The sequence below is a fragment of the Gluconacetobacter dulcium genome (genome assembly GCF_014174165.1).
Lineage (GTDB): Bacteria > Pseudomonadota > Alphaproteobacteria > Acetobacterales > Acetobacteraceae > Gluconacetobacter > Gluconacetobacter dulcium.
The window spans coordinates 75,812-98,498 of the sequence record NZ_JABEQN010000016.1 but is presented as its reverse complement, the minus strand read 5'-3'; the positions used below and the strand labels follow the sequence as shown (position 1 = coordinate 98,498).

Below are 22,687 nucleotides of genomic sequence, written 5' to 3'. Positions count from 1 at the left end.
TTATGGCCTTATTTTCTTGCTTGATTGCGGGCATCCAACAATGAGGTTGCCTATCCCAATCGGCATGTCAACCGGCAGTTTTTGTCGGGCCTGGGGGCGCTGACCGCGTGAAAAAGGATCGTAATTGATGCGCCTTCCGGCTAGAAGGACCCGGTGGGGTCCTGACTGATAAGAACAAGAACAAACAGTGCGCGTATGCGGCGGTGGACCAGGAGATGTTCACGTTCCACAGTAGAATGGGCGGGACAGAGGAGAGAGCTATGACAAAGTGGGTCTATAGTTTCGGTGGCAGCGCGAATGAAGGCGGTGCCGGCATGCGCGACTTGCTCGGTGGCAAGGGAGCCAATCTGGCGGAAATGGCGGCGATCGGCCTGCCTGTCCCGCCCGGTTTTACCATTACGACCGAGGTTTGTACCGCGTTCTACGACAATGGTCGTGCCTATCCCGAGGATCTGCGTACGCAGGTCGCGGCGGCGCTGGCGGGGATCGAGGGCGCGCTGGACCTGCGTTTCGGCGATCCGGCGGCACCGCTGCTGGTCTCGGTCCGCTCGGGTGCGCGGGTGTCGATGCCGGGCATGATGGACACCGTGCTGAACCTGGGCCTGAACGACGAGACGGTCGAGGGGCTGGCAGCCAATTCAGGCGATGCGCGTTTCGCCTGGGACAGTTATCGCCGCTTTATCCAGATGTATGGCTCGGTCGTGCTGGGCGTGTCCCATCACCGCTTCGAAGACTTGATCGAGGAGACCAAGCGCGGCGCCGGCGTGCAGGACGACACCCAACTGACCGATCAGGACTGGCGGGACGTTGTGGTGGGCTACAAGGAGATCGTGCAGCGTGAGACCGGCGCGCCGTTCCCCATGGACCCGCACGAGCAGCTCTGGGGCGCCATCGGCGCGGTGTTCGGATCGTGGATGAACCCGCGCGCCAATACGTATCGCCGCCTGCATGACATTCCCGCGAGCTGGGGCACCGCCGTCAATGTTCAGGCGATGGTGTTCGGCAATATGGGCCAGGATTGCGCCACCGGTGTCTGCTTCACCCGTGATCCCTCCACCGGCGAGAACGTCTTCTACGGCGAATATCTGATCAACGCGCAGGGCGAGGACGTGGTGGCGGGCATCCGCACGCCGCAGCCGATGTCCCAGCAGCGGGCTCGCGAGGGCGAGCTGTCGATGGAGCGCGCGCTGCCCGAGGCCTACGCCGAGCTGCTGTCGGTGCGCGATATCCTGGAGCGTCACTATCGTGACATGCAGGACATCGAGTTCACCGTGCAGAACAACCGCCTGTACATGTTGCAGACCCGCACCGGCAAGCGCACGGCCGCGGCGGCGCTGCGCATCGCCATCGCGATGGCGGAGGAAGGCCTGATCTCGCATGAGGAAGCGATCCGTCGCGTTCCGCCCTCGTCGCTCGACCAGCTCCTGCATCCGACGCTGGATCCGGACGCGCCGCGCACCATGCTCAGCCGTGGCCTGCCGGCTTCGCCGGGCGCGGCTGGCGGTGCGATCGTCTTCAGTGCCGAAGAGGTCGAGATCCGCGCCGCGCGGGGTGAGGATGTGATCCTGGTCCGGATCGAGACTTCGCCCGAGGACGTGCATGGCATGCACGCCGCCCGTGGCGTGCTGACCACCCGTGGCGGCATGACCTCGCACGCCGCCGTGGTGGCGCGTGGCATGGGGCGCGTCTGCGTTGCCGGCGCCGGCGGCATTCACGTCGACTACAAGGCCAAGACGCTCTCGGTCGGTGCGACGGTGCTGAAAGAGGGTGAATGGATCACCCTGGACGGCGGCACGGGTGAAGTCTTCGCGGGACGGGTGGCGACCATCGAGCCGACCCTTTCGGGCGATTTCTCCACCCTGATGGGCTGGGCCGACAGCGTGCGCCGGATGAAGATCCGCGCCAATGCCGAAACGCCCGATGACGCGCAGACCGCGCGCCATTTCGGTGCCGAGGGCATCGGTCTGTGCCGGACCGAGCACATGTTCTTCGCGCCTGACCGGATCGGCTTCGTGCGGCAGATGATCATGGCCGGCGACGCGGCAACGCGCGTGCGCGCCATCGACGCGCTGCTGCCCTTCCAGCGCCAGGATTTCCAGGACCTGTTCCGCATCATGGCGGGGTTGCCAGTGACGATCCGCCTGCTGGACCCGCCGCTGCATGAGTTCCTGCCGCATGGCGAGGCGGAGCTGGCCGATGTTGCTGCTGCGATGGGCGAAAGCCTGGAAGCGGTGGCGGCACGCAAGGCGGCGCTGTCGGAATCCAATCCGATGCTGGGGCATCGTGGATGCCGGCTGGGCCTGACCTATCCGGAACTCTACGCCATGCAGACCCGTGCGATCATCGAGGCGGCGATTGCCGTGTCGGCCGAAACCGGCCAGGCGGTGGTGCCGGAGATCATGATCCCGCTGGTGGGCATGGAAAGCGAGTTGCGCCGGACCCGTACCATCGTCGAACAGGCAGCGACCGAGGCGCTTGCGGCTTCTGGTACCACGCTGGATTACAGTATCGGCACCATGATCGAGCTGCCGCGCGCGGCGCTGACGGCCGACCGGATCGCTCAGCAGGCCGATTTCTTCTCGTTCGGGACCAACGACCTGACGCAGACGACCTTCGGCTTCTCGCGTGACGACGTGGGCACGTTCCTGCCCTTCTATCTGGAGCATGACCTGATCCCCCGCGATCCGTTCATCTCGATCGATCAGGAAGGCGTGGGCCAGCTTGTCTCCATGGGTGTGGAGAAGGGCCGGAGCGTCAAGCCGGGCCTGAAGCTGGGCGTATGCGGCGAGCATGGCGGCGATCCGGCCTCGATCGGGTTCTTTGAATCCGTCGGGCTGGATTATGTGTCCTGTTCGCCGTTCCGGGTGCCGATCGCCCGTCTCGCGGCGGCCCAGGCCGCGCTGGCCGCGCGCGACGCAAAGGCGCCGGCCGCGAAGGTTCGCTGACCGAAGCACCGGCCCCGCCATGCCCGCATCGTTCGCGGGTATGGCGGGGCCGGGTTTTCTGATTGTTTTACTGGCGGAGCCCGGTTGCTTCCATGTCGCATCACATCGTGCTGCATCTGGTCTCGGATGCGACGGGACAGACGCTGGATTCCGTCGTCCGGGCTTCGATCGCCCAGTTCAGCCATGCCGAGGTCACCTGCCATCGCTGGAACCTGATCCGTACCCGGTCGCAGTTGCGGCGGGTGCTGGAAGCCATCGAGCAGGATCGGGGGCCTGTCCTGTCGTCGGTGGTGGATCAGCGGCTGCAACACGAACTGACGATCGGCTGCGCGCATATCAAGGTGCGGCTGGTCAATGTCCTGGATCCGGTTACCGCCGTGTTGCAGGACGAACTCGGCGAGAAGGCGATCGGCCGGCCGGGCGGCCAGTATGTGATGGACGACGCCTATTTCCGCCGGATCGACGCCATGCATTTCGTGCTGGCGCATGACGACGGGCAGGAAATTGGCGGCCTGTCGCATGCGGATGTCATCCTGGTCGGTATCTCGCGTGCGTCGAAGACGCCCACGTCCTTCTATCTGGCCAATTGCGGGGTAAAGGCGGCGAACGTGCCCCTGATTCCCGATCTGCCGTTACCGGACGAATTGCTGCATGTTTCGCGCCCGATCGTGGGGCTGACCATCGACCCTGACGTGCTGATCAGCATCCGCCGCCATCGTCTGGATGTCATGGGCGATCGCCGGTCGGAAATGCTGCTGCGGACGGATAATCCCTATATCGATCCCGAACGGGTCGAGGAAGAGGTCCGCTGGGCCAGGCGGCTGTGCGCGCGGCATGGCTGGCCGCTGGTGGATGTCAGCCGCCGTTCCATCGAGGAAACCTCGGCCGCGATCATGGGCCTGATGGCCGACTGGGAAGAGCGCCGCGCCGCCGCCCATCCGACGTGACGCGCCATCGGGCCGGATAGGCTCCAGGCGCCGCGTTATCCCGCACTCGGCCTTTGCCGCGCACCCGCCATTCGGTGGGGGACCCGTTTCCGGGATCGCTACGATGGCGTTAGAGATCGATCTGTCCTTCCTCTGAAAAATACCATCTTTCGTGCCTATATGGGTCGGGAACGCGGGAGAGTTCGGCAGATGCGGCGATTTCTGATGGTGGGGGCGGCTACGGTCATGCTGGGCATGGCGATGGCACCGGTCGGAGTCCTCGCTCAGCGCGGCGGTGGCGGCGGGCACGGCGGTGGTGGCGGCGGAGGCCATGGTTTTGGCGGCGGCGGTGGCTACCGAGGTGGCGGTTACGGCGGCGGTTGGCACGGCGGCGGCGGTTACCGGGGTGGCGGCTATGGCGGCGGTTGGCACGGCGGCGGTGGTTACCGGGGGGGCGGTTACGGCGGCGGTTGGCATGGCGGTGGTGGTTACCGGGGGGGCGGCGGCTACTATCGTGGCGGTGGAGGTTATCGCGGCTATGGCGGCTACCGTGGTGGCTGGGGTGGTTGGGGCTATCCCGGCTGGGGCGGATATTATAGTGGCTGGGGCTGGCCGCTGGCTTTCGGCACGATGTTCGGCATGGCGGCCGGGGCTGCGGCCTATGGTGCGTATGACGGCGCATATGATGACGGCGGCTACGGAGACAATTATGGTGATTACGGCGGCTATCCCCCGCCTTCCTATGAGGGCGGCGCTTATCCGGCCGGAGGGGACGGCTATCCCGCGCAGCCCTATCCTGCGCAGCCTTACCCGGAACAACCTTATCCGACGCAGCCTTATGCGCAGCCCTATGCACAGCCTGGGACACCCCAGGCGACCTCGCCAACTGTGGTCTGCACCGGGGGCCGGTTCTTCAATCGCCTGACCGAGAGTTGTGACAGCCCGTAAGCGTTGCCAGGGTGGGGGCGTCGGATGGGGCCGCGATTCCGCCTTTTAACACTGACCTCACCGGGGAGGGGCGGGAATTTCTCCCTCCGTCACCCCGCATTGGAGCATGGACAGGACTGATGACGAAGATTCAGAAACGCGGCGTGATGATGCTGCTGACCGCAGGTTTGCTGTCGACCGGCCTGGTCGCCGGGGCGCATGCCGAACCGGGCGGATGCCTGAAATATGGCGCGGTCGGTGCGGTCGGCGGCCACGTAGCCAACCATCATGCCGTGCTGGGGGCGGTCGGAGGCTGTGCCGCCGGCATGTATACCCGCCATGAATACCGCAAGACATTGCGGCAGAAGGCGGCTCTGTACGACAAGGAACACCCGGTCGATCCGAATTTGAGCATGCTGGAGCGCTACCGCCAGCGCAAGACGGACGAGCAGAAAGCCACGTTGTGGGACGCGGAGCATCCGCAGACGGCAGGTGCCACGCACTGAACCGCATTATCGCTGACGCGTATGCCCGGCCGGGGTCGCCTGATGGCGGCCCCGGTTTTTCTTTATGCGGAGCGCGCCGGTAACCAGCCCGCGAGTTCCTGCCGCGCCAGATCCTCCAGCAGGTCGATGGTGGCCGGGGCGGCGTTCAGGCATGGGATCAGGGCGAAATCGGTACCGCCGGCAGCCAGGAATTCCGCCCGTACCTCGTTGCCGATTTCATCCAGCGTTTCGATACAGTCGGCCATGAAGCCCGGCATGATCACCGCGATACGGGTGATGCCCTGTGCCGGCAGGCCCGCGATCAGCGGCGCAGTATAGGGTTCCAGCCATTGTGCCGGGCCGAACCGGGACTGGTAGGTGAGCGGCATTGCCGTTTCGTCCATATCCAGGGCCTGCCGCAGCGCGACCATCGTGCGGGTGCAGTCCTCAGCGTACGGATCGCCTTTTTCCACATAGACGCGTGGCAGGCCGTGGAACGAGGCCACGATGCGCTGGGGGACGAAGGGTAGACCGGCCAGCGTCTCGCGCACCGAACGCGCCAGCGCGGCAATATAGAGCGGATGATCGGAAAAGGGCGGTACGGTGCGCACCGCCGGTTGGTTGCGCAGGCGCATCAGCGCGCGGAATGCCTGATCGTTGGCGGTCGCGGTCGTGGTGGCACTGTATTGCGGATAGAGCGGCAGCAGCAGCACCCGTTCGCACCCCCGTTGCAGCAGGGCGGCGATGCCGGACGCGATCGAGGGCGTGCCGTAGCGCATCGCCCATTCCACCGCTACGCCATCGGGCGCCAGACGCTCGGCGAGGGCTTCGCCCTGTGCCCGCGTATAGGTGCGCAGCGGGCTTTCATCGCGTTCCTGGTTCCAGATGCGGCGATAGGCGCGGCCGGTACGGCGCGGGCGCAGGGTCAGGATCGGGCCGCGCAGGATGGGTTGCCAGATGGCCGGATGGGCTTCGATGATCCGCCGATCCGAGAGGAATTCGCCCAGATAGCGCCGCACCGCGCCATAGCCGGTGTCATCGGGCGTGCCGAGATTGGTCAGCAGGACGCCGATACGGGACGGGGCGATGGAATCGCCCGGACGGACGGTAAGAAAGGTCATCGGTCCGGGATGCTACAGGACGCGCCGGATCGTGGCAAAACAGACCTGGCGGTCTGTGTCTTCAGCGACGGCGGGAACGGACGCGGACGGGAACCGGCTCAGGTGTCGGCGCGTTGCGCCATGCAACCAGTGCGGCACAGCCCGTTGCAAGGCACAGGCCCAGGACCGGCAGGGATGACGACAGAAACGCGGTAATGACGGTCATCATGCTCTCCATCCCATCCGGAGATGGCGTACCGCCGGAGGATTCTGGCGGTTTTCGCTTGCCGGAAGGCATTCGCGGCGGGGCCGGCCCCTGGAAGCAGGCCGTCCGCGGCACCTGATCAGTCAAGCTTGCCGCTTTGCGACTCGTCAAGAAAAAATGACGGATGGATGACGGCGCGGTTCGCGACCGAGCCCTGCGCTTTCGTCAGGCCACCGCTTCGGGCCATGCGGCATCCACGCATTTGCGCATCAGGGACGGCAGGGCCAGCGTATCCAGGTCGGCATGGGCCACGGCCATTCCTCCGGCCTGGGCTACCGCGTTGGGGAAGTGCGCGACGTGGGCGGCATAGACATCCACATGCAGGGTAAAATGGGTGAAGACGTGGCTGACACGGCCCGCCTTGCGCCAGCCGGCGCGCGCCGGGGCGAAGGGCAGGACCTCGGTCTCGGACCATGGGGTGGCGCGCCATTCGGTGCCCGGAAGCTCCAGCATGCCGCCCAGCAATCCTTTCTCCGGCCGGCGGCGCAGCAGGATGTGGCCGCCTGCGTCGGTCAGCAGGAAATGCGCGCCATGGCGCACCGGACGGGCGACGCGCGGGGCCTTGGCCGGGAGGCTGGCGGCGATGCCCTGGCGGAGGCCGGCGCAGGGGTCTCGCCACGGACAGAGCGCGCAGGCCGGCTGGCGGGGCGTGCAGATGCCCGCGCCGAGGTCGAACAGGGCCTGGGCGAAATCGGAGGGGCGCGCCTGGGCCTCGGCGGACTCGTTCAGGGTGGCGGCGTGCCGGGCGATGGCCTTGCGCGATCCGGGCAGCGGGTCGGTCAGGGCGAACAGCCGGCTGGTCACGCGCTCCACATTGCCGTCCACTGGCACCACCGGCTGGCCAAATGCGATGGCGGCGATGGCGGCGGCGGTATAGGTGCCCACGCCCGGCAGCGCCAGCAGGCCCGCCACGTCGCGGGGAAAGCCGCCGGTTGCCGCCACGGCTTTCGAGCAGGCATGCAGGTTGCGTGCCCTGGCGTAATAGCCAAGGCCCGCCCATGCGGCCATCACCGTATCGGATTCGGCCCGCGCCAGGTCACCGACTGTCGGAAACAGGTCGAGAAAGCGGTGGTAATAGGGGATGACCGCCGCCACGGTCGTCTGTTGCAGCATGATTTCGCTGAGCCAGACGTGGTAGGGATCGGCTGTCCGGCCGGGCATGGCCCGCCAGGGCAAGGTCCGGCGATGGCGGTCGTACCAGCGCAGCAGGGCGGCGGAAGAAGGAGGCACGGGGCGCTTATGGCGAAGGATCGGACCGACGGCAAGCGCGTGGGCATTACCGCACCTCCGCCCGAACCACGGCGCGCCCTGACGATGCGCAGCCTCGGGGCACTGATCCCGACCGTCGCACGCCCGGCCTTCCGCCGGCATCCGGCCGCGCTGGCGCAGGTGATGACCGACTGGGCGGAGATCGTCGGGCCGGATCTCGCCCGTTGTACCGTGCCGCGCCGCTTGTCGGCCGGCGTGCTGACGCTGGGCTGTGCGGGGCCGGTGGCGATGGAATTGCAGCATCTCGCGCCGGAACTGATCGCCCGCGTCAACCGCTCCTGCGGGCATGGTACGGTGCGGTCGCTGAAGCTGGTGCAGGATATGGTCGTGGGGGGGGCGCCCCCGCCTCGCCCCGTGCCGCGCGACCCGCCTCCGCCGGTGCCGATCCCGGATATGCAGGATGGCCCGCTGAAGGAGGCGCTGGCGGCGCTGGGCGCGCGTATTCGCGCGCGAAACGGGAATAAGTAGAATAATATCAGTTTATTAGAAGATATTCGGCATGCAGGGCGACGCGATGCTGGATGATGGGCTCCGATTTGTCCTCCAGGAACCAGAGCGCCGATAGCCCGCACCAGGCGTGAATCCATCGTATGAGCCGGAGGCGGTCGAGGGACGCTGTTCTTGCCACCAGATCGACCCGCTGGGCGAGGATGTGCGGCAGGTCCGCATGGCGCCGGGGGCGTCCGGCGAGGTCGGGGTTGAGGAACAGCGCGGCGAAATCGAACGTGCGTTCTCCGAACAGGCCCTTGGGATCGATGGCGCGCCAGCCTTTCGCGCCGAAGTCCAGCACGTTTCCATGATGGAGATCGCCATGCAGTGGCATGGGGTCGCGAGGATCCGCCAGCAATGCGCGCGCCGAGGCGGCAGAGCGTGCCAGCCAGTCGCCGCGTGAGGGTGCAACGGCCGAGAGGTCGCGGAACCAGTCATCCAGCAGACGGAGCCTGGGCCGGTCGGACGCGCGATGGCCATGCAAGCGGGCGGCGACGTGGCAGATCTGGCGCGTTGCCGCGATGTCGTCTCCCGCATCGACCAGATCGGTCAGCGAACGGCCTGGGCGGGCGCGTTCCAGCAGAATGGCTTCCCGGTCATGGGCGAGGACCGGTGCGGTGCCGGCTCCCTGCCACCACGCCATCAGGTCGTTCCCGCGTCGTTCGTCCGGATCGTGAGAGAGTTTCAGCATGGCGGGCGTGCCGTCACGCAGGACCGGCAGCAGAATCGAGGTTGCTGTCCGTATCGGTGGTTCGTCCGTCCGGACCAGGCGCCAGCGTGCCATTCGGATGGACAGGTCGGCCGGGAGCGGGGTCGTGGTATGATCGTTCGTCATGCGCCCCATTCCATGGTGGCTGCCCGCCTGTTCGTGGGTTTCCCTGCCGGGCTGATTTGCCACAAAATGGCCGGGATCGGGGCGCCGGATGGATTGTGTACCGACAGGAAGGCGGACCGCGATCCCGTGATCGTGCATGCCGGACGGGTTTACCACCCCGCCTGCCCTGCCGACATGATGACGTGACGATATTCCTGCTGGAAGGGAGAATTCCGATGCGCAAGATGGCTTTCCTGCTGGCGGCTGCGTTGGCTGCGGCGGGGCCGCTGTCCTCGACTTCCGCCATGGCGTGGGGACATGGCTGGGGGTGGCACGGCGGTGGCGGCTGGGGGCGCGGACCCGGCTGGGGTGGCGGTTGGGGCTGGCGCGGCGGCGGATGGCGTGGGGGTGGCTGGGGGCCGCGCTGGGGCTGGGGCCTGGGTGGTTTCGGCGTCGGCGTGCTGGCGGGCTCCGCGCTGGCCTCGCCCTATTACGGGTATCGGTACCGTTATTATCCGCCGGCTTATCCGGCGTATGCTTACCCTTATCCGGCTTATCCTGCGTACCCGGCGTATCCTGTGTACCCGTATCCTGCGTACGCCTACCCTTACGGTTACGGGCGCTGGTAAGCGCCCTGCCGGGCTGCCTGGATGAAGCGTGCGATCAGGCGCGCATCCTTGCGGCCCGGTGCGCTTTCCACGCCGGATGAGACATCGACCGCCGGGGCGCCGCTGAGGGCGATCGCCAGTGCCACGGTCTCGGGTGTCAGCCCGCCCGCCAGCATCCACGGGACGGGGGCCTGCCAGTCTTTCGGGAGGGTCCAGTCGATCGGCTGCGCGTTGCCGCCCGGACGATCCGCCCCGGCAGGCGGGCGGGATTCGATCACCAGCCCGTCCAGCCTGCTGGTGGCCGGCAGGTCGGCCGTCGTGGTGACGCCCCGTGCGTGCCAGACCGGCAGGCGGAATCTCTCGCGGATTTCCAGCGCGCGGGCCTCGGGGGCGTAGATCTGCAATCCGTCCAGCGCGACCGCATCCAGGGTTGCCGCGATCGCGTCATCATCCGGGGCGACGAACAGGCCGATCCGCTGCGGGCCGCCCGGTGGCACGCGCGCGGCCAGGGGGGCGGCCTGCGCCGGGGTGACGGCGCGGGGAGAGCGCGCGAAGAAGACGAAGCCCACCCAGTCGGCGCCATGGGCGATCGCGGCGTCCAGCCCTTCGGGCTCGGTCAGGCCGCAGATCTTGATGCCGATGGGCGGGGCCGCCGTGTCAGCCGGCGAGTTAGTCACTGTGTCAGCCGGCGAGTTCGGCCGCCACGGCGGCGGCGGCGGCCGCGGGATCGGCGGCGGTGGTGATCGGCCGGCCGACCACGATCCAGTCGGCGCCGGCCTTGCGGGCCTGGGCGGGGGTCATGACACGTTTCTGGTCGCCGGTTTCGGCCCCGGCGGGGCGGATGCCGGGTACTACCAGGACCGGTGCGTCGCCCAGGCGGTCGCGCAGGGGGATGATTTCGTGCGGCGAGCAGATCAGGCCGTCGGCGCCGGCCGCGACTGCCAGCGCGCCCAGGCGCAGCACCTGCTGGCATGGATCGTCATGGACGCCGATTTCGTGCAGGGCCGCGGCGTCCATGCTGGTCAGGACCGTGACCGCCAGCAGCAGGGGGCGCGCATCGGCGGGAAAGGCGCGGTCCACGGCGGCGCGGGCCGCGGCGATCATGGCGCTGCCGCCCTGGGCGTGAATCGTCAGCATCGCCGGGCGGGTGTCGGCCAGGCTGCCGATGGCCGAACCGACGGTATTGGGGATGTCGTGCAGCTTCAGGTCCAGGAACAGGCTGTGCCCGTTCGCGACCCGGCGCACCGCGTCCAGCCCCTGTGCATAGGTGAATTCCAGCCCCAGCTTGATGGCGTCGGCGCTGGCGGCGGTCTGGTCGCGCCAGCGCGCGGCCTGGGCCTCGTCCTTGGTATCCAGCGCCACGATCAGGCGTGTCCGGCGGGTCGTCATGGCAATGGCGTCTCATGGGATACGGGCAGCGCGGTGGATACGGGCACGGCCGTGGGGGGCGGGTTGTAGGTTTCGGCCTGCTGGCGGCGGAGTTCGGCCACCTGTTCCTCCAGCGCGCGGACCTGCTGTTCCGCCCGGCGGGCGCGTCCGCGCTGGCGCAGTTCGGCGAACCAGACCGTGACCGCGCCGAGAAGGAAGAACGCGGCGGCGACGACCAGCGTCAGCACGCCGACCGAGGATTTCCATCCCCAGTCGAGGAACCACATCTGGATCGGGTCCTGATTGCAGGCGCTGAAGACGATCAGCCCCAGCAGGAAGGGCAAGGTGACGAGTAGACGCAGCATGGGCAGCCTCCTACCGTTTCGCGCGATGTCCGGCAAGGAAAGCCGGACATGGCCGTGCGGCGAGCCGACGCCCGCAGATCGGCCTTGATTTCCACCACGCCGGCATGGTGTCGTTGCCGGATCGGGGCGGAGCAGGCTCTTGAGCGAAATCATCGCGTTTCAACGCACCGGACGCAAGGACGACATGGTGTGGGCCGTCGTGGCGACTGTCGGCCGGGCCCTGCGCATCGCGGAAATCTATCCCGGCCGCCCGGCGGCGATGGCCGACCGCGACTGGCGGGAGCAGCAGGTCCGGGCCTATGCCGCCTTCCTGCGCCAGAGTCGCCAGCCCGTTCCCCGATACAGCGTGCAGCCCATCCGCCGTGCCGATCTGCCGCGTGCCTGGCGCCCCCTGCCCGCTCTGGGCTTTCTGCGCGGGCAATTCATCTGAAGCGATAAAATCCACGCTGGGTAAACGCCCCGTTCACCTTGCCTGGAGCACAATCGTGGCTTCACGATCCGGAGTACGTGGGCACGATGCATGATGGAGACGCGACCGCCACGGTTGCCGGCGCGGCGGATGGCATGGCTGTGCCGCGCGGCGAGATTGTCAGCCAGTATGTTAAGTCGGTGCGGCTGGACGTGCCCGGAGCGCCGGCGGTGCATGCCGCGCCGAAAGGGCTGCCGCGCCTGCATCTGGATCTGGACGTGGATGCGCGGCAGGTCGCCGATGGCGCGCCGTTGTTCGAGGTCGCGCTGGTGCTGCGCTGCCAGGGGCGGGGGCCGGACGAGCAGGTGCTGTTCGAGGCGGACCTGGCCTATGCCGGGCTGGTCAACCTGCGCGCCGCAGGCGGGGTTGCCGCGCCGGAAATGCTGGAGCCGCTGCTTCTGGTCGAGATTCCGGCGCTGCTGTTTCCCGGCGCGCGCAATCTGCTGGCCGAACTGACGCGGGATGCGGGATTTCCGCCCGTGCTGATGCAGGGGGTGGATTTTGCGGCGTTGCAGCGTGGGCGGCGGGCGGTAAGCTGATGTTCTTTGATGGAAAAAAGAACCGGAAACCTCTGATCCGGTCAGGGGGCCAGTGCTGGCGGTACGCGATGTTCCTGAACGGATAAACGTCTTTTTGCTTCTTTTTCTTCAGAAAAAGAAGGGACATGCCATCTCTCGGCCACGCATTGCATTTCCTGCGTCCTGTTCGCACATTCCCGACTGACTCGCGGCGCGTGCCGCATTCCGGATCGAGGATGGACGATGATGACGAACGGACGTGACCTGGCGCCGGTGCTGGACAGGGTGGACCGCACGCTGGAGGCGAGCCTGGAGCGGCTGTTCGACTTCCTGCGCATTCCCAGCATTTCCGCCCAGCCCGCCCATGCCGGGGATTGCCGTCGCGCTGCCGAGTGGCTGCGCGACGAACTGGCGGCGATCGGGCTGGAAGCCTCGGTGCGCGAGACGCCGGGCCACCCGATGGTGGTGGCGCATGACCGGTCGGCCGATGCCTCGGCCCGGCGGCTGCCGCATGTGCTGTTCTATGGCCATTACGACGTGCAGCCGGTCGATCCGCTGGAATTGTGGGAGACGACGCCCTTCGACCCGCGCATCGTGCGTGACGAGGCGGGAGCGCGGATCGTTGCGCGCGGTGCGTCGGACGACAAGGGCCAGGTGATGACCTTTATCGAGGCCTTGCGTGCGCTGAAGGCCGAACACGGTACGCTGCCGCTGCGTGTGTCGCTGGTGATCGAGGGCGAGGAGGAAAGCGGCGGGGCGAACCTGCTGCCGTTCCTGCAGGCCAATCGTGAGGAACTGCGCGCCGATGTCGCGCTGATCTGCGATACCGGAATGCTGGATGGCGGCGTGCCGGCCATTACCACCGCGCTGCGCGGCATGGTTGGCGAGGAAATCACGATCCATTGCGCCAATCGCGACCTGCATTCCGGCATTTATGGCAACGCCGCCCGTAACCCGCTGGAATTGCTGAGTTGGATTCTGGCCTCGGTGCGTGACCATGAAAGCGGACGGGTGACGTTGCCCGGCTTTTATGATGGCGTGCAGGACCCGTCGGCCGAAGTGCGTGATCAGTGGCGCGCCATTGCGCCGTCCGATGCCGAGTTCCTGGGGCCGGTCGGGCTGTCGGTGCCGGCGGGCGAGCGCGGCTATACCGCCGTGGAGCAGACCTGGTGCCGGCCGACTTTCGAGATCAACGGCATCAGCGGCGGTTATGCCGGTGACGGGTTCAAGACCGTGCTACCGGCGCAGGCTTCGGCCAAGGTGTCGTTCCGGCTGGTATCGGGGCAGGACCCGGCGCGTATCCGCGACGCATTCCATGCCCATGTGCGGGCTATGCTGCCGGCCGACTGCTCGGTGACGTTCGCGGGACATGGCGGGTCGCGGGCCAGCGTCGTGCCGGCGGACGGGCCGGGATTGGGGGCCACGCTGGCGGCTCTGGGCGAGGAATGGGGCCGGCCGGCGGTGACGATCGGCAGCGGCGGGTCGATCCCGGTCGTGTCGGAAGTGCGGCAGGCGCTGGATATGGACTCGCTGCTGGTCGGGTTTGCGCGGGATGACGACCGCATTCATTCGCCCAACGAGAAATATGACCTGATCTCGTTCCACAAGGGCATTCGCTCCTGGGTTCGGGTGCTGGAAGCCCTGGCGCACGATCGCCGGTTCGGCGGCTGACGATGGAGGCCGGTGTGCCGCGGATGCTGGCCCTGACCATGGGGGACCCGGCCGGGGTTGGGCCGGAACTGACGGTGGCCGCCTGGCGCGCCCTGCGCGTGGGCGGGCCGGGATTTATGGTGTTGGGCGATCCGGCGCTTTATCCCGGCGTGCCGGTGCGTGTGGTGGCGGATGCGGCGCAGGCGGCCGCGGTTTTTGGTGAGGCGCTGCCGGTTCTGCCGGTCGGGCTGGCCTGTGCCGCGCGGCCGGGGACGCCGGATGTGGCCAATGCGCCGGCGGTGATCGACAGTATCGCCCGCGCTGTCGAACTGGCGCTGGCCGGGCAGGTCGGCGCCGTGGTGACCAACCCGATCAGCAAGCTGGTGCTGAAGCAGGCGGGCTTTGCCCACCCCGGCCATACCGAATATCTGGCGGAACTCTGCGGCGTGCCGGGCCAGGAAGTGATGATGCTGGCCTGCCCGGAACTGCGTGTGGTGCCGGTGACAATTCATGTGTCGCTGCGTCGGGCGCTGGAGCGTTTGACGGCGGACGAGATCGTGCGGTGCGGGCGGACGACCGCCGCGGCCCTGCGGCGCGATTTCGGGATTGCCGCCCCCCGGCTGGCCGTTGCCGGCCTGAACCCGCATGCGGGTGAAGGTGGGGTGATGGGGGGGGAAGAGGGGGAGATCATCGCTCCTGCCATCGCGGTGTTGCGGGGTGAGGGGATGGACGTGACGGGGCCATGGCCCCCCGATACGATGTTCACGCCGCCGGCCCGTGCCCGTTATGACGCGGCGCTGTGCATGTATCACGATCAGGCGCTGATCCCCCTGAAGACCATCGACATGGCGGGCGGCGTGAATGTGACGCTGGGGCTGCCGATCGTGCGGACCTCGCCGGACCATGGCACCGCCTTCGATATCGCCGGGCAGGGCGTGGCCGACCCGTCCAGCCTGATCGCCGCCCTGAAACTGGCCCGCGACATGGCCCGCAACCGGAGTGCAGCATGACCCTTTCCGTTCCGCCCGCGCGGGCCCTGCGTCTTGGGGTGAATATCGACCATGTGGCGACCGTGCGGAATGCGCGCGGCGGCAGCCACCCCGACCCGGTGGCGGCCGCCATGCTTGCCGTGGCGGCCGGGGCGGACGGCATTACCGCGCACATGCGCGAGGACCGGCGGCATATCCGTGATGCCGACCTGGTGCGGCTGCGGGCCGAGCTTGCGGTGCCGCTGAATATGGAAATGGCCGCGACGGATGAAATGGTGGCCATTGCGCTGGATCTGCGCCCGCATGCGTGCTGCATCGTGCCCGAGCGGCGGGCCGAGGTGACGACCGAAGGCGGGCTGGATGTGGCGGGCCTGGCGGCGACGCTGGCGCCGCCGGTGCGCGCGCTGCGGGAGGCCGGAATCCGGGTTTCGCTGTTCGTCGACCCGGAGCCGGCGCAGATCGCGGCTTCGGCCGCCATCGGCGCGGCGGTGGTGGAACTGCATACCGGCGCCTATGCCGAAGGCCGGGCGGGGGAATATGAGCGCCTGCGCCGGGCGGCGGCACAGGCCGACGCGGCGGGGCTGGAGGTGCATGCCGGCCATGGTCTGACATACGACAATGTGGGGCCGATTGCCGTCCTGCCGCAGGTTGTGGAACTGAATATCGGACATTTCCTGATCGGGCAGGCAATTTTCGACGGTCTGGCCGCGACCATCGCACGGATGCGCCAGTGCATGGACGCGGCCAGGAACGGTATCGGCTGACGGGGCTTCAGAACGGGACGCCGGGGCGGATCGGCAGCCAGGACGTGGGGTGCCGGCCGTCATGGACTTCGATCGCATGCTCCTGCGTGGGTTTGTTGATGCCGGCGGCACTTTTTTGAATCTGTGCCACGTGGTCTGTCAGTCTCGTGTTGAGCCATGGATAGTTCATGCTGGCGCTGACGGTATTGTCCGGGTGGCGGGCGAGGGGGCTTTGCGCGTTGTGCCGTGGTGCGGCGTTTCAGCATGCGGTCGCATTGAAACCCGTCGTCGAAGCGGCTTCGGGTGTTCCCGCTGGGAGTATTTGCGATATATTCCTCTGGAATCTGGAATATGCCGGTTCTGGAATGGACCCCTGATCTGCGGTGGGCGCCGCATGAGGGGGGTTGCGGGTGATCTGCGACAGGGCGGGGCGTTGACCGGAAGGGTGGTCGTGGAAACTGTTGTGTGTGCGTGGATTTTTCCAGAGGATGGATCGAATGGGGGTGGTTTTCCGTCCTCGGCTGATGAGGGGGTAAAAGCTTTGTGGCCGGTTCTGCTCGGGGTTGAATTTGCGGCCATATGCGGATCGCGTTCGATATCGAGACGATCCGTAACATGGTGTTCAGGTAAGCGTTTTACGTCAGGTTGAGAGCCTGTCTGGCTTTCACTCCATGGCGGAGAGGGTTGCGCCTTCGTCCGTTCGGGCGCCGCTTTTCTTTCGTGGGAGGAAGAGGGCCGGGACGATGGCGAGGAGGATGATCGCGAACGACCACAGGAAGGTATGGCCGAAGGCCGCGTTGAGCGCGGATGCCAGAGGGGCTTGCGTGGCCGGAGGGAGGGTGCGCAGCGCCCCCAGGCCGCCCTGGGCGCCGGGGGTGATGTCGGACAACTGGTGGCTCAGCACCACAGCGAGCAGTGCCGTGCCCATCGAGCCGCCGACGCGCTGCACCACGTTCAGCCCGCTGGTGGTGCGGGCGACCTGATGGCGCTGCACGGTGCTCATCGCCGCGCTCATCGAAGGCATCATGGTGGCGCCCATGCCCAGGCCGAGCAGGAACAGCATCGGTTCGATGGCCCAGAAGGGGGTGGTGCTCTCGATCCGGCTCAGGGCCAGCATGCCGGCCGCCACGCATGTCAGGCCCGTCAGGACGACCTTGCCGGCGCCGATCCGGTCGGTCATGCGGGCGGCGAGCGGCATGGAGAACATCGCGCCGATGCCCTGGGCGGCGAGGAGAAGGCCGGCATCGAAGGCGGGCTCACCCCGGACGATCTGGAAATAGAGCGGCAGGATCAGGGACATGCCGAAGAAGGCGGTGCCGAACAGGAAGGTGGTCAGCGCGGAGGCGCCGACCGTGCGGCGGGTGAACATCCGCACGTCGATCAACGGGTCCTGATGGCGCCGCGCATGGACGATGAAGGCGGATATGAGCGCCAGGCCGGTAATGGCCGCGATGTCTCCGGCGGGGGCGCTGAAATCGCCGGCCGCCGCGATCCGGGCGAGGCCGAAGACGAAGATCGCCAGCCCCGGCGAGAGCAGCAGCAGGCCCGGCCAGTCCAGCGCATGGTGGGGCTTGGGGTCGTCGGGCGCCAGAACGCGCCGGGCGGCGTAGAGCGCGATGGTACCGACGGGCAGGTTGACGAAGAAGATCCAGCGCCATGACACGTCATCGACCAGCCAGCCGCCGAGGATCGGGCCGCAGATCGGCCCCAGCAGCATCGGCACGCCGATGATGCCCATCAGCCGGCCGATGCGCCTGGGGCCGGCGGCGTGGCTGAGGATCGTCATGCCGGCGGGCATGATCATGCCGCCGCCCAGCCCCTGGAGCACGCGGAACAGGATCAGCGTCGGCATGGACCACGCCGCGCCCGACAGGGCGGAGCCGCCGAGGAACAGGAGGATCGATGTCATATACAGCCGCTTGGTGCCGAAGCGGTCGGCCGCCCAGCCGGTCAGGGGGATGACGGTGGCCAGGGCCAGCATGTAGCCGGTCGAGATCCATTGGGTCGTGGCCAGCGACGCCCCGAAATCGTGCGACAGGTCGCGGATCGCCACATTGATGATCGTGGTGTCGAGGATCGACATGAACGTGCCCAGGACCACCACCGCCGCGATGCGCAGCAGGTGCGGGTCCAGCCTGTCGTCATCGGGGCGGGGTGTGGGGGCGGCATTCATGGTGCGGCTTTCGGTGGAGGCTGACGGATGCGGGCTGTCGGGATCTTTCTGCGGCTTTTCTTCGGGAAAGGAAACGGTTCTGCCGCGATGTGCGGGCGTTGTGGAGGCGTATGCCGTTCAGGCCGGATCGTCGGGTTCGTACCAGGCGAGTTTCGCGAAGATGTCCTCGCAGGCCAGCAATCTGGCGCGTTCCTCCGCCGTCAGGGCGTGGGCCATGGCGCGGGCCAGCCATTCCCGCCGCCTTTCCATGTCGGCGGAGAGGGCGCGCAGGCCGTCCTGGGTGAGCGAAAGGATGATTTCGCGCCGGTCGGCCGGGTTGGGCTGGCGCGCGATATGGCCATGCTGTTGCAGCGTGGCGACGATGCGCGTCAGGGACTGGGGTTGCAGGAGTTCGTGCGCCGCCAGTTTTGCCGCCGGCATCGGGCCGAGCCGGTAGAGCGTGCCCATGATGCCGATCATCGCCAGCGGCAGGGAGTCCTCGGGACGCTCGCGGCGCAGGCGGCGGCCCAGCCAGAGGATGCCGCTCATCAACCGGGCGATATCGCGGGTGCGTATGTCTGTCATTTAGTACGTACTGCGTATCTTTTGTATGCTCATATGCTACGCATAGCGTATTGATTTGTGTGTGCCTATGACTGGGGGAGGCCGATCCCGTGGGTTTGAAGAGCCATATGGCGGACGTGCTGCGTCTGGACCGGCAGACGGAATTGCGGTGGCTGGACATTGCCCTGCCCAGTGGGCTGATCGTGCTGCCGATCGTGCTCGGCCTTCTGGCGGGGCGGCTGGGGATGGGGCTGGCGGTTGCGACGGGGGCGCTGCTGGCCAGCAATGTGACGCTCCATGGCTCGGCGCGGACGCGGATGGAGGAGATCGGGCTGATTACGCTCTCGCTTTTTCTGGCGTGTCTTGTTGGCGGGTGCCTCGCCGGTGGCGGGGGGTGGGCGGATATGGGGCTGTGGGGGGCGACGACGCTGGCGGCCGTGATCGGGAATTTCGACCGGATCGCGGCGATCGTCACGGGGCGGTTCATCGTCTTCGTCGTGATCCTGACCGAAATGGCCCGACAGGCGCATCATCCGCATGCGCTGGTGGTGCCGGTGATGACGGGAGGGATTACGGCCGCGTGCCTGATTTCGGTTCGGGCAGCGGGGGCGCCTGCCGCGCCGCTGCCGCCCCCGCTGCCCGGTATCGGGCTGCGGGCGAAGCTGCGACGGTGGGGGCGGTCGTGCCGCAGCCTGTCGGCCTGCCAGTTTCCGCTCAGGCTCTCCGTCCTGATGGCGTTGACCCTGGCGATGGATGTGCTCTGGCCGGAGCGGCATGCCCTCTGGGCGGCGCTGACCGTGGCGCTGCTGTGCCGGCGGCCGTTGGAGCCTGTGCCGATCCGCGCTTCGCAGCGCGCGCTTGGGGCTTCGCTTGGCGTGCTGCTGTCGTGCCTGTTTCTGTTTCATGCGCCTTCGGGCGGTGCATTCATTCTGTTTCTGGCGGGGCTTGGCATTGCGAGCATGGTGGCGCGCAAGCATAATTACATGCTCTATAGCATGGTCGCGACGCCGCTGATCATGGTGCTGGTCGGTGGGGGGAAGCCCATTGGCGAAGCGATCCTGGTCGATCGGCTGGTCTCGACGATCGTGGGGGCGGCCCTGCTGGTGGCGGTGAATGTCGTCGTCGCGAAAATGATGAAGATATTATGAAAGAATAGGCAACCCGGCTCCTGTGTGGCTGAAGGACAGATTGTCGCCACAAAGCGCAACCACGCTTGGTGATTGAACAAGCCACACGCGGCCTGGGGTCGTTTTTCTGCATCTGGAGCGGACCATGCAGCTTTCCAGTGTCGTCAACCGGTTTGGTTGGGGGGAGCGCGGCGGGGACCTGCCGCGGGAAGCCTCGCGCGACTGGCTGGCCGGGCAGGTGCAGGGGCCGGATGCCGCCCGCTTCATCGGCGTGGGCGACACCGCCGACGGGCTGATCGCCCTGCGGACGCAGCGGCAGGAGAAGATGCAGGGTGATCCGCTGGTCAAGCCGATCTTCCTGGCCGAGGTCGCGACCCAGTTGGACACGCTGCTGCTGACGGAACAGCCGTTTCGCGAGCGGCTGGCGTGGTTCTGGTTCAATCATTTCACCGTCAGCCTGCGTCAGGGGGGTACGCGCGGCGTGGTGGGGGCCTATATGCGCGAGGCGATCCGTCCGCATGTGACGGGGCGTTTCGTCGATATGCTGCTGGCCGTCATGCGCCATCCGGCCATGCTGATGTATCTGGACAATGCGTCCTCCATCGGGCCGGACAGCCCCGTCGGGCGGAAAAGCCACAAGGGCCTGAACGAGAACCTGGCGCGCGAATGCCTGGAACTGCATACGGTTTCGCCCGCCGCCGGGTATAGCCAGGCCGACGTGACGGCGTTTGCCGCCATCCTGACCGGGTGGGGCATCGATATGCGTGCCGACCGGCCGGGCTTCGCCTTCCGCGAACGGGCGCATGAGCCGGGCGAGAAGACCGTGATGGGGCAGGTGTTTCCCGAAGGCGAGGAGGGGGGTGTGCAGGCGCTGCGTTTCCTGGGCACGCACCCGGCGACCTATCGCCACATCGCCACGCAACTGGTTGGCCATTTTATCTCCGACACGCCGGCGCCGCGCGATGTCGCGCGGATCGTCGCCGTTCTTCAGGCCAGCGGAGGGGATCTGGGGGCGGCCGCGCTGGCGCTGGCCGATCTGCCCGATGCGGCGCGGCCCGGCGGCAAGTTCCGTTCGCCGATGGATTATGCCACCGCCGTCATGCGCGCGCTGTCGCTGGGTGGCGCACCGAGCCAGCCGGACGACCCGCATTCGCCCGCGCATATCCTGTTCGCGGCCTTTGCCGGGCTGGGCCAGCCGCTGTGGACGGCGCCGCTGCCCAACGGGTGGAGCGACCGCGCGGCGGACTGGTCGGCGCCGGCCGACCTGCTGGCGCGCACCGACTGGGCGTGGCGGATGGCGGCGCATGTCCGCGAGGGCGACCCGCTGGAGATCGCTCATGCCGCGCTCGGCCCGGCGCTGCGGCAGCCGACCGTGCTGGCGATGCGCCAGGCGGGATCGCGCCAGGATGCTTTGGCCCTGCTGTTTTCCTCCCCCGAATTCCAGAGGCGTTGACCCATGATGATCCGTCGTCGTTCCGCCCTGCTGGGGCTTGCCGCAAGCTGGACAATGGGGCGGTCTTCGCTGGCCCTCGCCGGGACGGGGGGCGGGCCGGATGATCCGCGTTTCGTCGTGATCATCCTGCGCGGTGCGCTCGACGGGCTGGCGGCCGTGACGCCCTATGGCGACCCCGACATCGTGGCGCATCGGCAGGGCCTGTTGCTGCCGCAGCCGGGGCAGGAGGGGGGATTGCTGGATCTGGGCGGTTTCTATGGCCTGCATCCGGCACTGGCGGGGATGCACGAACTGTATGGCGCGGGGCAGATGCTGCCGATCCATGCGGTGGCCGGGCATTATCGCAGCCGGTCGCATTTCGAGGCGCAGGATTATCTGGAAAGCGGTGCGGACCAGCGGCTGGACAATGGCTGGCTGAACCGCGCCGTGGCCGCTCTGCCGGGGCAAGGCCGGCGCCCGGACGGGTATGGGCTTGCCATGGGCCTGTCCGTGCCGCTGCTGTTGCGGGGTTCGGCGCATATCGGCACCTATGCGCCGGCTGCCAGCCAGCATCCGGACCCGGCGCTGTACCAGCAGATCGCGGCGCTCAATGCGGCCGACCCCCTGACGGGACCGGCCTTTCGTGATGGATTGAAGGCGCGCGGCTTCTCCGATTCCCTCATGGAGGGGGCGCCGGCTGCCTCGCGTCCGGCGGATGGACACAAGCCGGACCCGTTCTCCGTTCTCTCGACGGCTGCCGGGCAGATGCTGGCCGCGCCGCAGGGGCCGCGCGTCGCGGCGCTGGAGATTGGCGGGTGGGATACCCATGCCGGGCAGGTCGGGCGGCTGAAGGGGCCTCTGGGCCAGCTCGATCGCGGTGTGCAGGCGTTGCGCGAGGCGTTGGGGGCGGAATGGCGCCGGACGGTCGTGCTGGCCATGACCGAATTCGGCCGGACCGTACGCATGAACGGCACCGGCGGCACCGACCATGGCACGGCGACCGTCGCCTTTCTGCTGGGCGGTGCCGTGGCCGGGGGGCGGGTGGGGGGCACTTGGCCCGGCCTGCGGCCCGATCAGCTTTTCGAAAACCGCGACCTGGCGCCGACGACCGACCTGCGCGCCGTCGCGGCCGGTGTGCTGCGCGACCATCTGGGCGTGCCCCATGGCGCGCTGGCGCGGGTCTTTCCTGGGACGACGGGTGAGACCGTGCGGGGGCTGGTGCGGGTGGCCTGAGCGGCCGTTTGGACGTGCAAGCGGGCGGCGATGACCCGCGCGCGTTTCCAGGCAGGCTCTGAAGGCTGTCGGGCGGTTTTTCCGGCATCGTTCTGGTCTGTGACGGTCGATGGCGACGCCAGGGGCGGGAATAGTGCGTTCTGACGGAAATTATTTTTCGTTTGCCCTGTTTTAACCAGATATTAAGAATTGTTTTTTTTCCGTGACGACGGAATATGGGGTGGTCGTTGCGATCGTGGACCATGTCGG

At 67.6% G+C, this 22,687-nt stretch carries 24 protein-coding genes and 1 pseudogene; 15 read left to right on the top strand and 10 right to left on the bottom strand.

Features of this window, described 5'->3' with window-relative positions; translation table 11 throughout:
- Nucleotides 1–260: 260 nt before the first annotated feature.
- From ppdK to HLH25_RS13425, 4 genes are all read left to right on the top strand, one after another.
- Nucleotides 261–2,945 (top strand): pyruvate, phosphate dikinase, encoded by a 2,685-nt coding sequence (gene ppdK / locus HLH25_RS13440; RefSeq protein WP_182974545.1) that lies wholly within the window; start codon nucleotides 261–263, stop codon nucleotides 2,943–2,945.
- A 92-nt stretch (nucleotides 2,946–3,037) separates the two neighbouring features.
- A complete protein-coding gene (locus tag HLH25_RS13435) occupies nucleotides 3,038–3,892 on the top strand; it encodes a pyruvate, water dikinase regulatory protein (protein WP_182974544.1) in 855 nt (284 codons plus the stop codon).
- Nucleotides 3,893–4,081: 189 nt separating this feature from the next.
- Entirely contained in the window at nucleotides 4,082–4,819 is a 738-nt protein-coding gene (locus HLH25_RS13430; RefSeq protein ID WP_182974572.1) for a hypothetical protein, read from the top strand.
- Nucleotides 4,820–4,938: 119 nt separating this feature from the next.
- Nucleotides 4,939–5,304, top strand: a complete 366-nt coding sequence (locus HLH25_RS13425; RefSeq protein ID WP_182974543.1) for a hypothetical protein — start codon at nucleotides 4,939–4,941, stop codon at nucleotides 5,302–5,304.
- Nucleotides 5,305–5,366: 62 nt separating this feature from the next.
- Here HLH25_RS13425 and hemH read toward each other — a convergent pair whose 3' ends face one another.
- From hemH to mutY, 3 genes are all read right to left on the bottom strand, one after another.
- Entirely contained in the window at nucleotides 5,367–6,404 is a 1,038-nt protein-coding gene (gene hemH / locus HLH25_RS13420; protein WP_182974542.1) for a ferrochelatase, read from the bottom strand.
- Nucleotides 6,405–6,465: 61 nt separating this feature from the next.
- Nucleotides 6,466–6,612, bottom strand: coding sequence for a hypothetical protein (locus HLH25_RS13415; RefSeq protein ID WP_182977197.1), 147 nt, complete (start codon nucleotides 6,610–6,612; stop codon nucleotides 6,466–6,468).
- Nucleotides 6,613–6,813: 201 nt separating this feature from the next.
- Nucleotides 6,814–7,878 carry an A/G-specific adenine glycosylase gene (gene mutY / locus HLH25_RS13410; RefSeq protein WP_310889109.1) on the bottom strand — a complete coding sequence of 355 codons (1,065 nt, stop codon included), beginning with the start codon at nucleotides 7,876–7,878 and terminating at the stop codon, nucleotides 6,814–6,816.
- Between the two features lie 9 nt (nucleotides 7,879–7,887).
- Here mutY and HLH25_RS13405 point away from each other — a divergent pair, with 9 nt between their 5' ends.
- Nucleotides 7,888–8,385, top strand: a complete 498-nt coding sequence (locus HLH25_RS13405) for a DciA family protein (protein WP_375271629.1) — start codon at nucleotides 7,888–7,890, stop codon at nucleotides 8,383–8,385.
- A 7-nt stretch (nucleotides 8,386–8,392) separates the two neighbouring features.
- On the opposite strand, the gene HLH25_RS13400 is transcribed toward HLH25_RS13405, so the two are convergent.
- Nucleotides 8,393–9,241, bottom strand: coding sequence for an aminoglycoside phosphotransferase family protein (locus HLH25_RS13400; protein ID WP_182974539.1), 849 nt, complete (start codon nucleotides 9,239–9,241; stop codon nucleotides 8,393–8,395).
- Between HLH25_RS13400 and HLH25_RS13395 the strand changes: the two genes are divergently transcribed.
- Nucleotides 9,227–9,427: a hypothetical protein gene (locus HLH25_RS13395; protein WP_182974538.1), complete on the top strand. Its 201-nt coding sequence runs from the start codon at nucleotides 9,227–9,229 to the stop codon at nucleotides 9,425–9,427. The two genes, HLH25_RS13400 and HLH25_RS13395, sit on opposite strands and share 15 nt — an antisense overlap.
- Before the next feature lie 29 nt (nucleotides 9,428–9,456).
- On the top strand, nucleotides 9,457–9,849 hold the full coding sequence (locus HLH25_RS13390) for a hypothetical protein (RefSeq protein WP_182974537.1): 393 nt from the start codon (nucleotides 9,457–9,459) through the stop codon (nucleotides 9,847–9,849).
- Here the strand turns inward: HLH25_RS13390 and HLH25_RS13385 are convergent.
- From HLH25_RS13385 to HLH25_RS13375, 3 genes are read right to left on the bottom strand one after another with little or no spacing between them, the layout of a single operon-like run.
- Nucleotides 9,834–10,505: a phosphoribosylanthranilate isomerase gene (locus HLH25_RS13385; protein WP_182974536.1), complete on the bottom strand. Its 672-nt coding sequence runs from the start codon at nucleotides 10,503–10,505 to the stop codon at nucleotides 9,834–9,836. The genes HLH25_RS13390 and HLH25_RS13385 overlap by 16 nt on opposite strands.
- Nucleotides 10,506–10,509: 4 nt before the next feature.
- A complete protein-coding gene (pyrF, locus tag HLH25_RS13380) occupies nucleotides 10,510–11,217 on the bottom strand; it encodes an orotidine-5'-phosphate decarboxylase (protein ID WP_182974535.1) in 708 nt (235 codons plus the stop codon).
- Nucleotides 11,214–11,561, bottom strand: coding sequence for a LapA family protein (locus tag HLH25_RS13375; protein ID WP_182974534.1), 348 nt, complete (start codon nucleotides 11,559–11,561; stop codon nucleotides 11,214–11,216). The genes pyrF and HLH25_RS13375 overlap by 4 nt, the downstream gene beginning before the upstream one ends.
- Nucleotides 11,562–11,700: 139 nt before the next feature.
- Between HLH25_RS13375 and HLH25_RS13370 the strand changes: the two genes are divergently transcribed.
- The 5 genes from HLH25_RS13370 (at nucleotide 11,701) to HLH25_RS13350 (ending at nucleotide 15,951) form a co-directional block, all read left to right on the top strand.
- Nucleotides 11,701–11,991 (top strand): hypothetical protein, encoded by a 291-nt coding sequence (locus tag HLH25_RS13370; protein ID WP_114725278.1) that lies wholly within the window; start codon nucleotides 11,701–11,703, stop codon nucleotides 11,989–11,991.
- Nucleotides 11,992–12,077: 86 nt separating this feature from the next.
- Complete coding sequence (locus tag HLH25_RS13365) at nucleotides 12,078–12,569, top strand: protein-export chaperone SecB (protein WP_182974533.1); 492 nt, start codon at nucleotides 12,078–12,080, stop codon at nucleotides 12,567–12,569.
- A gap of 222 nt (nucleotides 12,570–12,791) precedes the next feature.
- Complete coding sequence (locus tag HLH25_RS13360) at nucleotides 12,792–14,219, top strand: dipeptidase (RefSeq protein WP_182974532.1); 1,428 nt, start codon at nucleotides 12,792–12,794, stop codon at nucleotides 14,217–14,219.
- A 23-nt stretch (nucleotides 14,220–14,242) separates the two neighbouring features.
- A complete protein-coding gene (pdxA, locus tag HLH25_RS13355) occupies nucleotides 14,243–15,208 on the top strand; it encodes a 4-hydroxythreonine-4-phosphate dehydrogenase PdxA (RefSeq protein WP_182974567.1) in 966 nt (321 codons plus the stop codon).
- Nucleotides 15,205–15,951 (top strand): pyridoxine 5'-phosphate synthase, encoded by a 747-nt coding sequence (locus HLH25_RS13350; RefSeq protein WP_182974531.1) that lies wholly within the window; start codon nucleotides 15,205–15,207, stop codon nucleotides 15,949–15,951. Before pdxA ends, HLH25_RS13350 begins: the two co-directional genes overlap by 4 nt.
- Before the next feature lie 7 nt (nucleotides 15,952–15,958).
- Here the strand turns inward: HLH25_RS13350 and HLH25_RS20670 are convergent.
- The 3 genes and pseudogenes from HLH25_RS20670 to HLH25_RS13335 form a co-directional block, all read right to left on the bottom strand.
- Nucleotides 15,959–16,150, bottom strand: a pseudogene (locus HLH25_RS20670) (carbohydrate porin); the annotation flags it as partial.
- Nucleotides 16,151–16,594: 444 nt separating this feature from the next.
- Nucleotides 16,595–18,103, bottom strand: a complete 1,509-nt coding sequence (locus tag HLH25_RS13340) for a DHA2 family efflux MFS transporter permease subunit (RefSeq protein WP_182974529.1) — start codon at nucleotides 18,101–18,103, stop codon at nucleotides 16,595–16,597.
- A 117-nt stretch (nucleotides 18,104–18,220) separates the two neighbouring features.
- Nucleotides 18,221–18,667, bottom strand: coding sequence for a MarR family winged helix-turn-helix transcriptional regulator (locus HLH25_RS13335; protein WP_182974528.1), 447 nt, complete (start codon nucleotides 18,665–18,667; stop codon nucleotides 18,221–18,223).
- Between the two features lie 89 nt (nucleotides 18,668–18,756).
- Here HLH25_RS13335 and HLH25_RS13330 point away from each other — a divergent pair, with 89 nt between their 5' ends.
- The 3 genes from HLH25_RS13330 to HLH25_RS13320 all read left to right on the top strand — a co-directional run bounded on the left by HLH25_RS13330 (nucleotide 18,757) and on the right by HLH25_RS13320 (nucleotide 22,438).
- Nucleotides 18,757–19,794, top strand: a complete 1,038-nt coding sequence (locus HLH25_RS13330) for an FUSC family protein (RefSeq protein WP_182974527.1) — start codon at nucleotides 18,757–18,759, stop codon at nucleotides 19,792–19,794.
- 124 nt (nucleotides 19,795–19,918) lie between these two features.
- Nucleotides 19,919–21,226 (top strand): DUF1800 domain-containing protein, encoded by a 1,308-nt coding sequence (locus HLH25_RS13325; protein WP_182974526.1) that lies wholly within the window; start codon nucleotides 19,919–19,921, stop codon nucleotides 21,224–21,226.
- Nucleotides 21,227–21,229: 3 nt separating this feature from the next.
- A complete protein-coding gene (locus tag HLH25_RS13320; protein ID WP_182974525.1) occupies nucleotides 21,230–22,438 on the top strand; it encodes a DUF1501 domain-containing protein in 1,209 nt (402 codons plus the stop codon).
- Nucleotides 22,439–22,687: the final 249 nt, after the last annotated feature.

Bases quoted from the DNA above. Each gene is read 5' to 3' on its own strand.
- ppdK (WP_182974545.1), top strand. From the start codon at position 261: ATGACAAAGTGGGTCTATAGTTTCGGTGGCAGCGCGAATGAAGGCGGT.
- HLH25_RS13435 (WP_182974544.1), top strand. From the start codon at position 3,038: ATGTCGCATCACATCGTGCTGCATCTGGTCTCGGATGCGACGGGACAG.
- HLH25_RS13430 (WP_182974572.1), top strand. From the start codon at position 4,082: ATGCGGCGATTTCTGATGGTGGGGGCGGCTACGGTCATGCTGGGCATG.
- HLH25_RS13425 (WP_182974543.1), top strand. From the start codon at position 4,939: ATGACGAAGATTCAGAAACGCGGCGTGATGATGCTGCTGACCGCAGGT.
- hemH (WP_182974542.1), bottom strand. From the start codon at position 6,404: ATGACCTTTCTTACCGTCCGTCCGGGCGATTCCATCGCCCCGTCCCGT.
- HLH25_RS13415 (WP_182977197.1), bottom strand. From the start codon at position 6,612: ATGATGACCGTCATTACCGCGTTTCTGTCGTCATCCCTGCCGGTCCTG.
- HLH25_RS13405 (WP_375271629.1), top strand. From the start codon at position 7,888: ATGGCGAAGGATCGGACCGACGGCAAGCGCGTGGGCATTACCGCACCT.
- HLH25_RS13395 (WP_182974538.1), top strand. From the start codon at position 9,227: ATGATCGTTCGTCATGCGCCCCATTCCATGGTGGCTGCCCGCCTGTTC.
- HLH25_RS13400 (WP_182974539.1), bottom strand. From the start codon at position 9,241: ATGACGAACGATCATACCACGACCCCGCTCCCGGCCGACCTGTCCATC.
- HLH25_RS13390 (WP_182974537.1), top strand. From the start codon at position 9,457: ATGCGCAAGATGGCTTTCCTGCTGGCGGCTGCGTTGGCTGCGGCGGGG.
- pyrF (WP_182974535.1), bottom strand. From the start codon at position 11,217: ATGACGACCCGCCGGACACGCCTGATCGTGGCGCTGGATACCAAGGAC.
- HLH25_RS13375 (WP_182974534.1), bottom strand. From the start codon at position 11,561: ATGCTGCGTCTACTCGTCACCTTGCCCTTCCTGCTGGGGCTGATCGTC.
- HLH25_RS13365 (WP_182974533.1), top strand. From the start codon at position 12,078: ATGCATGATGGAGACGCGACCGCCACGGTTGCCGGCGCGGCGGATGGC.
- HLH25_RS13360 (WP_182974532.1), top strand. From the start codon at position 12,792: ATGATGACGAACGGACGTGACCTGGCGCCGGTGCTGGACAGGGTGGAC.
- pdxA (WP_182974567.1), top strand. From the start codon at position 14,243: ATGCTGGCCCTGACCATGGGGGACCCGGCCGGGGTTGGGCCGGAACTG.
- HLH25_RS13350 (WP_182974531.1), top strand. From the start codon at position 15,205: ATGACCCTTTCCGTTCCGCCCGCGCGGGCCCTGCGTCTTGGGGTGAAT.
- HLH25_RS13340 (WP_182974529.1), bottom strand. From the start codon at position 18,103: ATGAATGCCGCCCCCACACCCCGCCCCGATGACGACAGGCTGGACCCG.
- HLH25_RS13335 (WP_182974528.1), bottom strand. From the start codon at position 18,667: ATGACAGACATACGCACCCGCGATATCGCCCGGTTGATGAGCGGCATC.
- HLH25_RS13325 (WP_182974526.1), top strand. From the start codon at position 19,919: ATGCAGCTTTCCAGTGTCGTCAACCGGTTTGGTTGGGGGGAGCGCGGC.
- HLH25_RS13320 (WP_182974525.1), top strand. From the start codon at position 21,230: ATGATGATCCGTCGTCGTTCCGCCCTGCTGGGGCTTGCCGCAAGCTGG.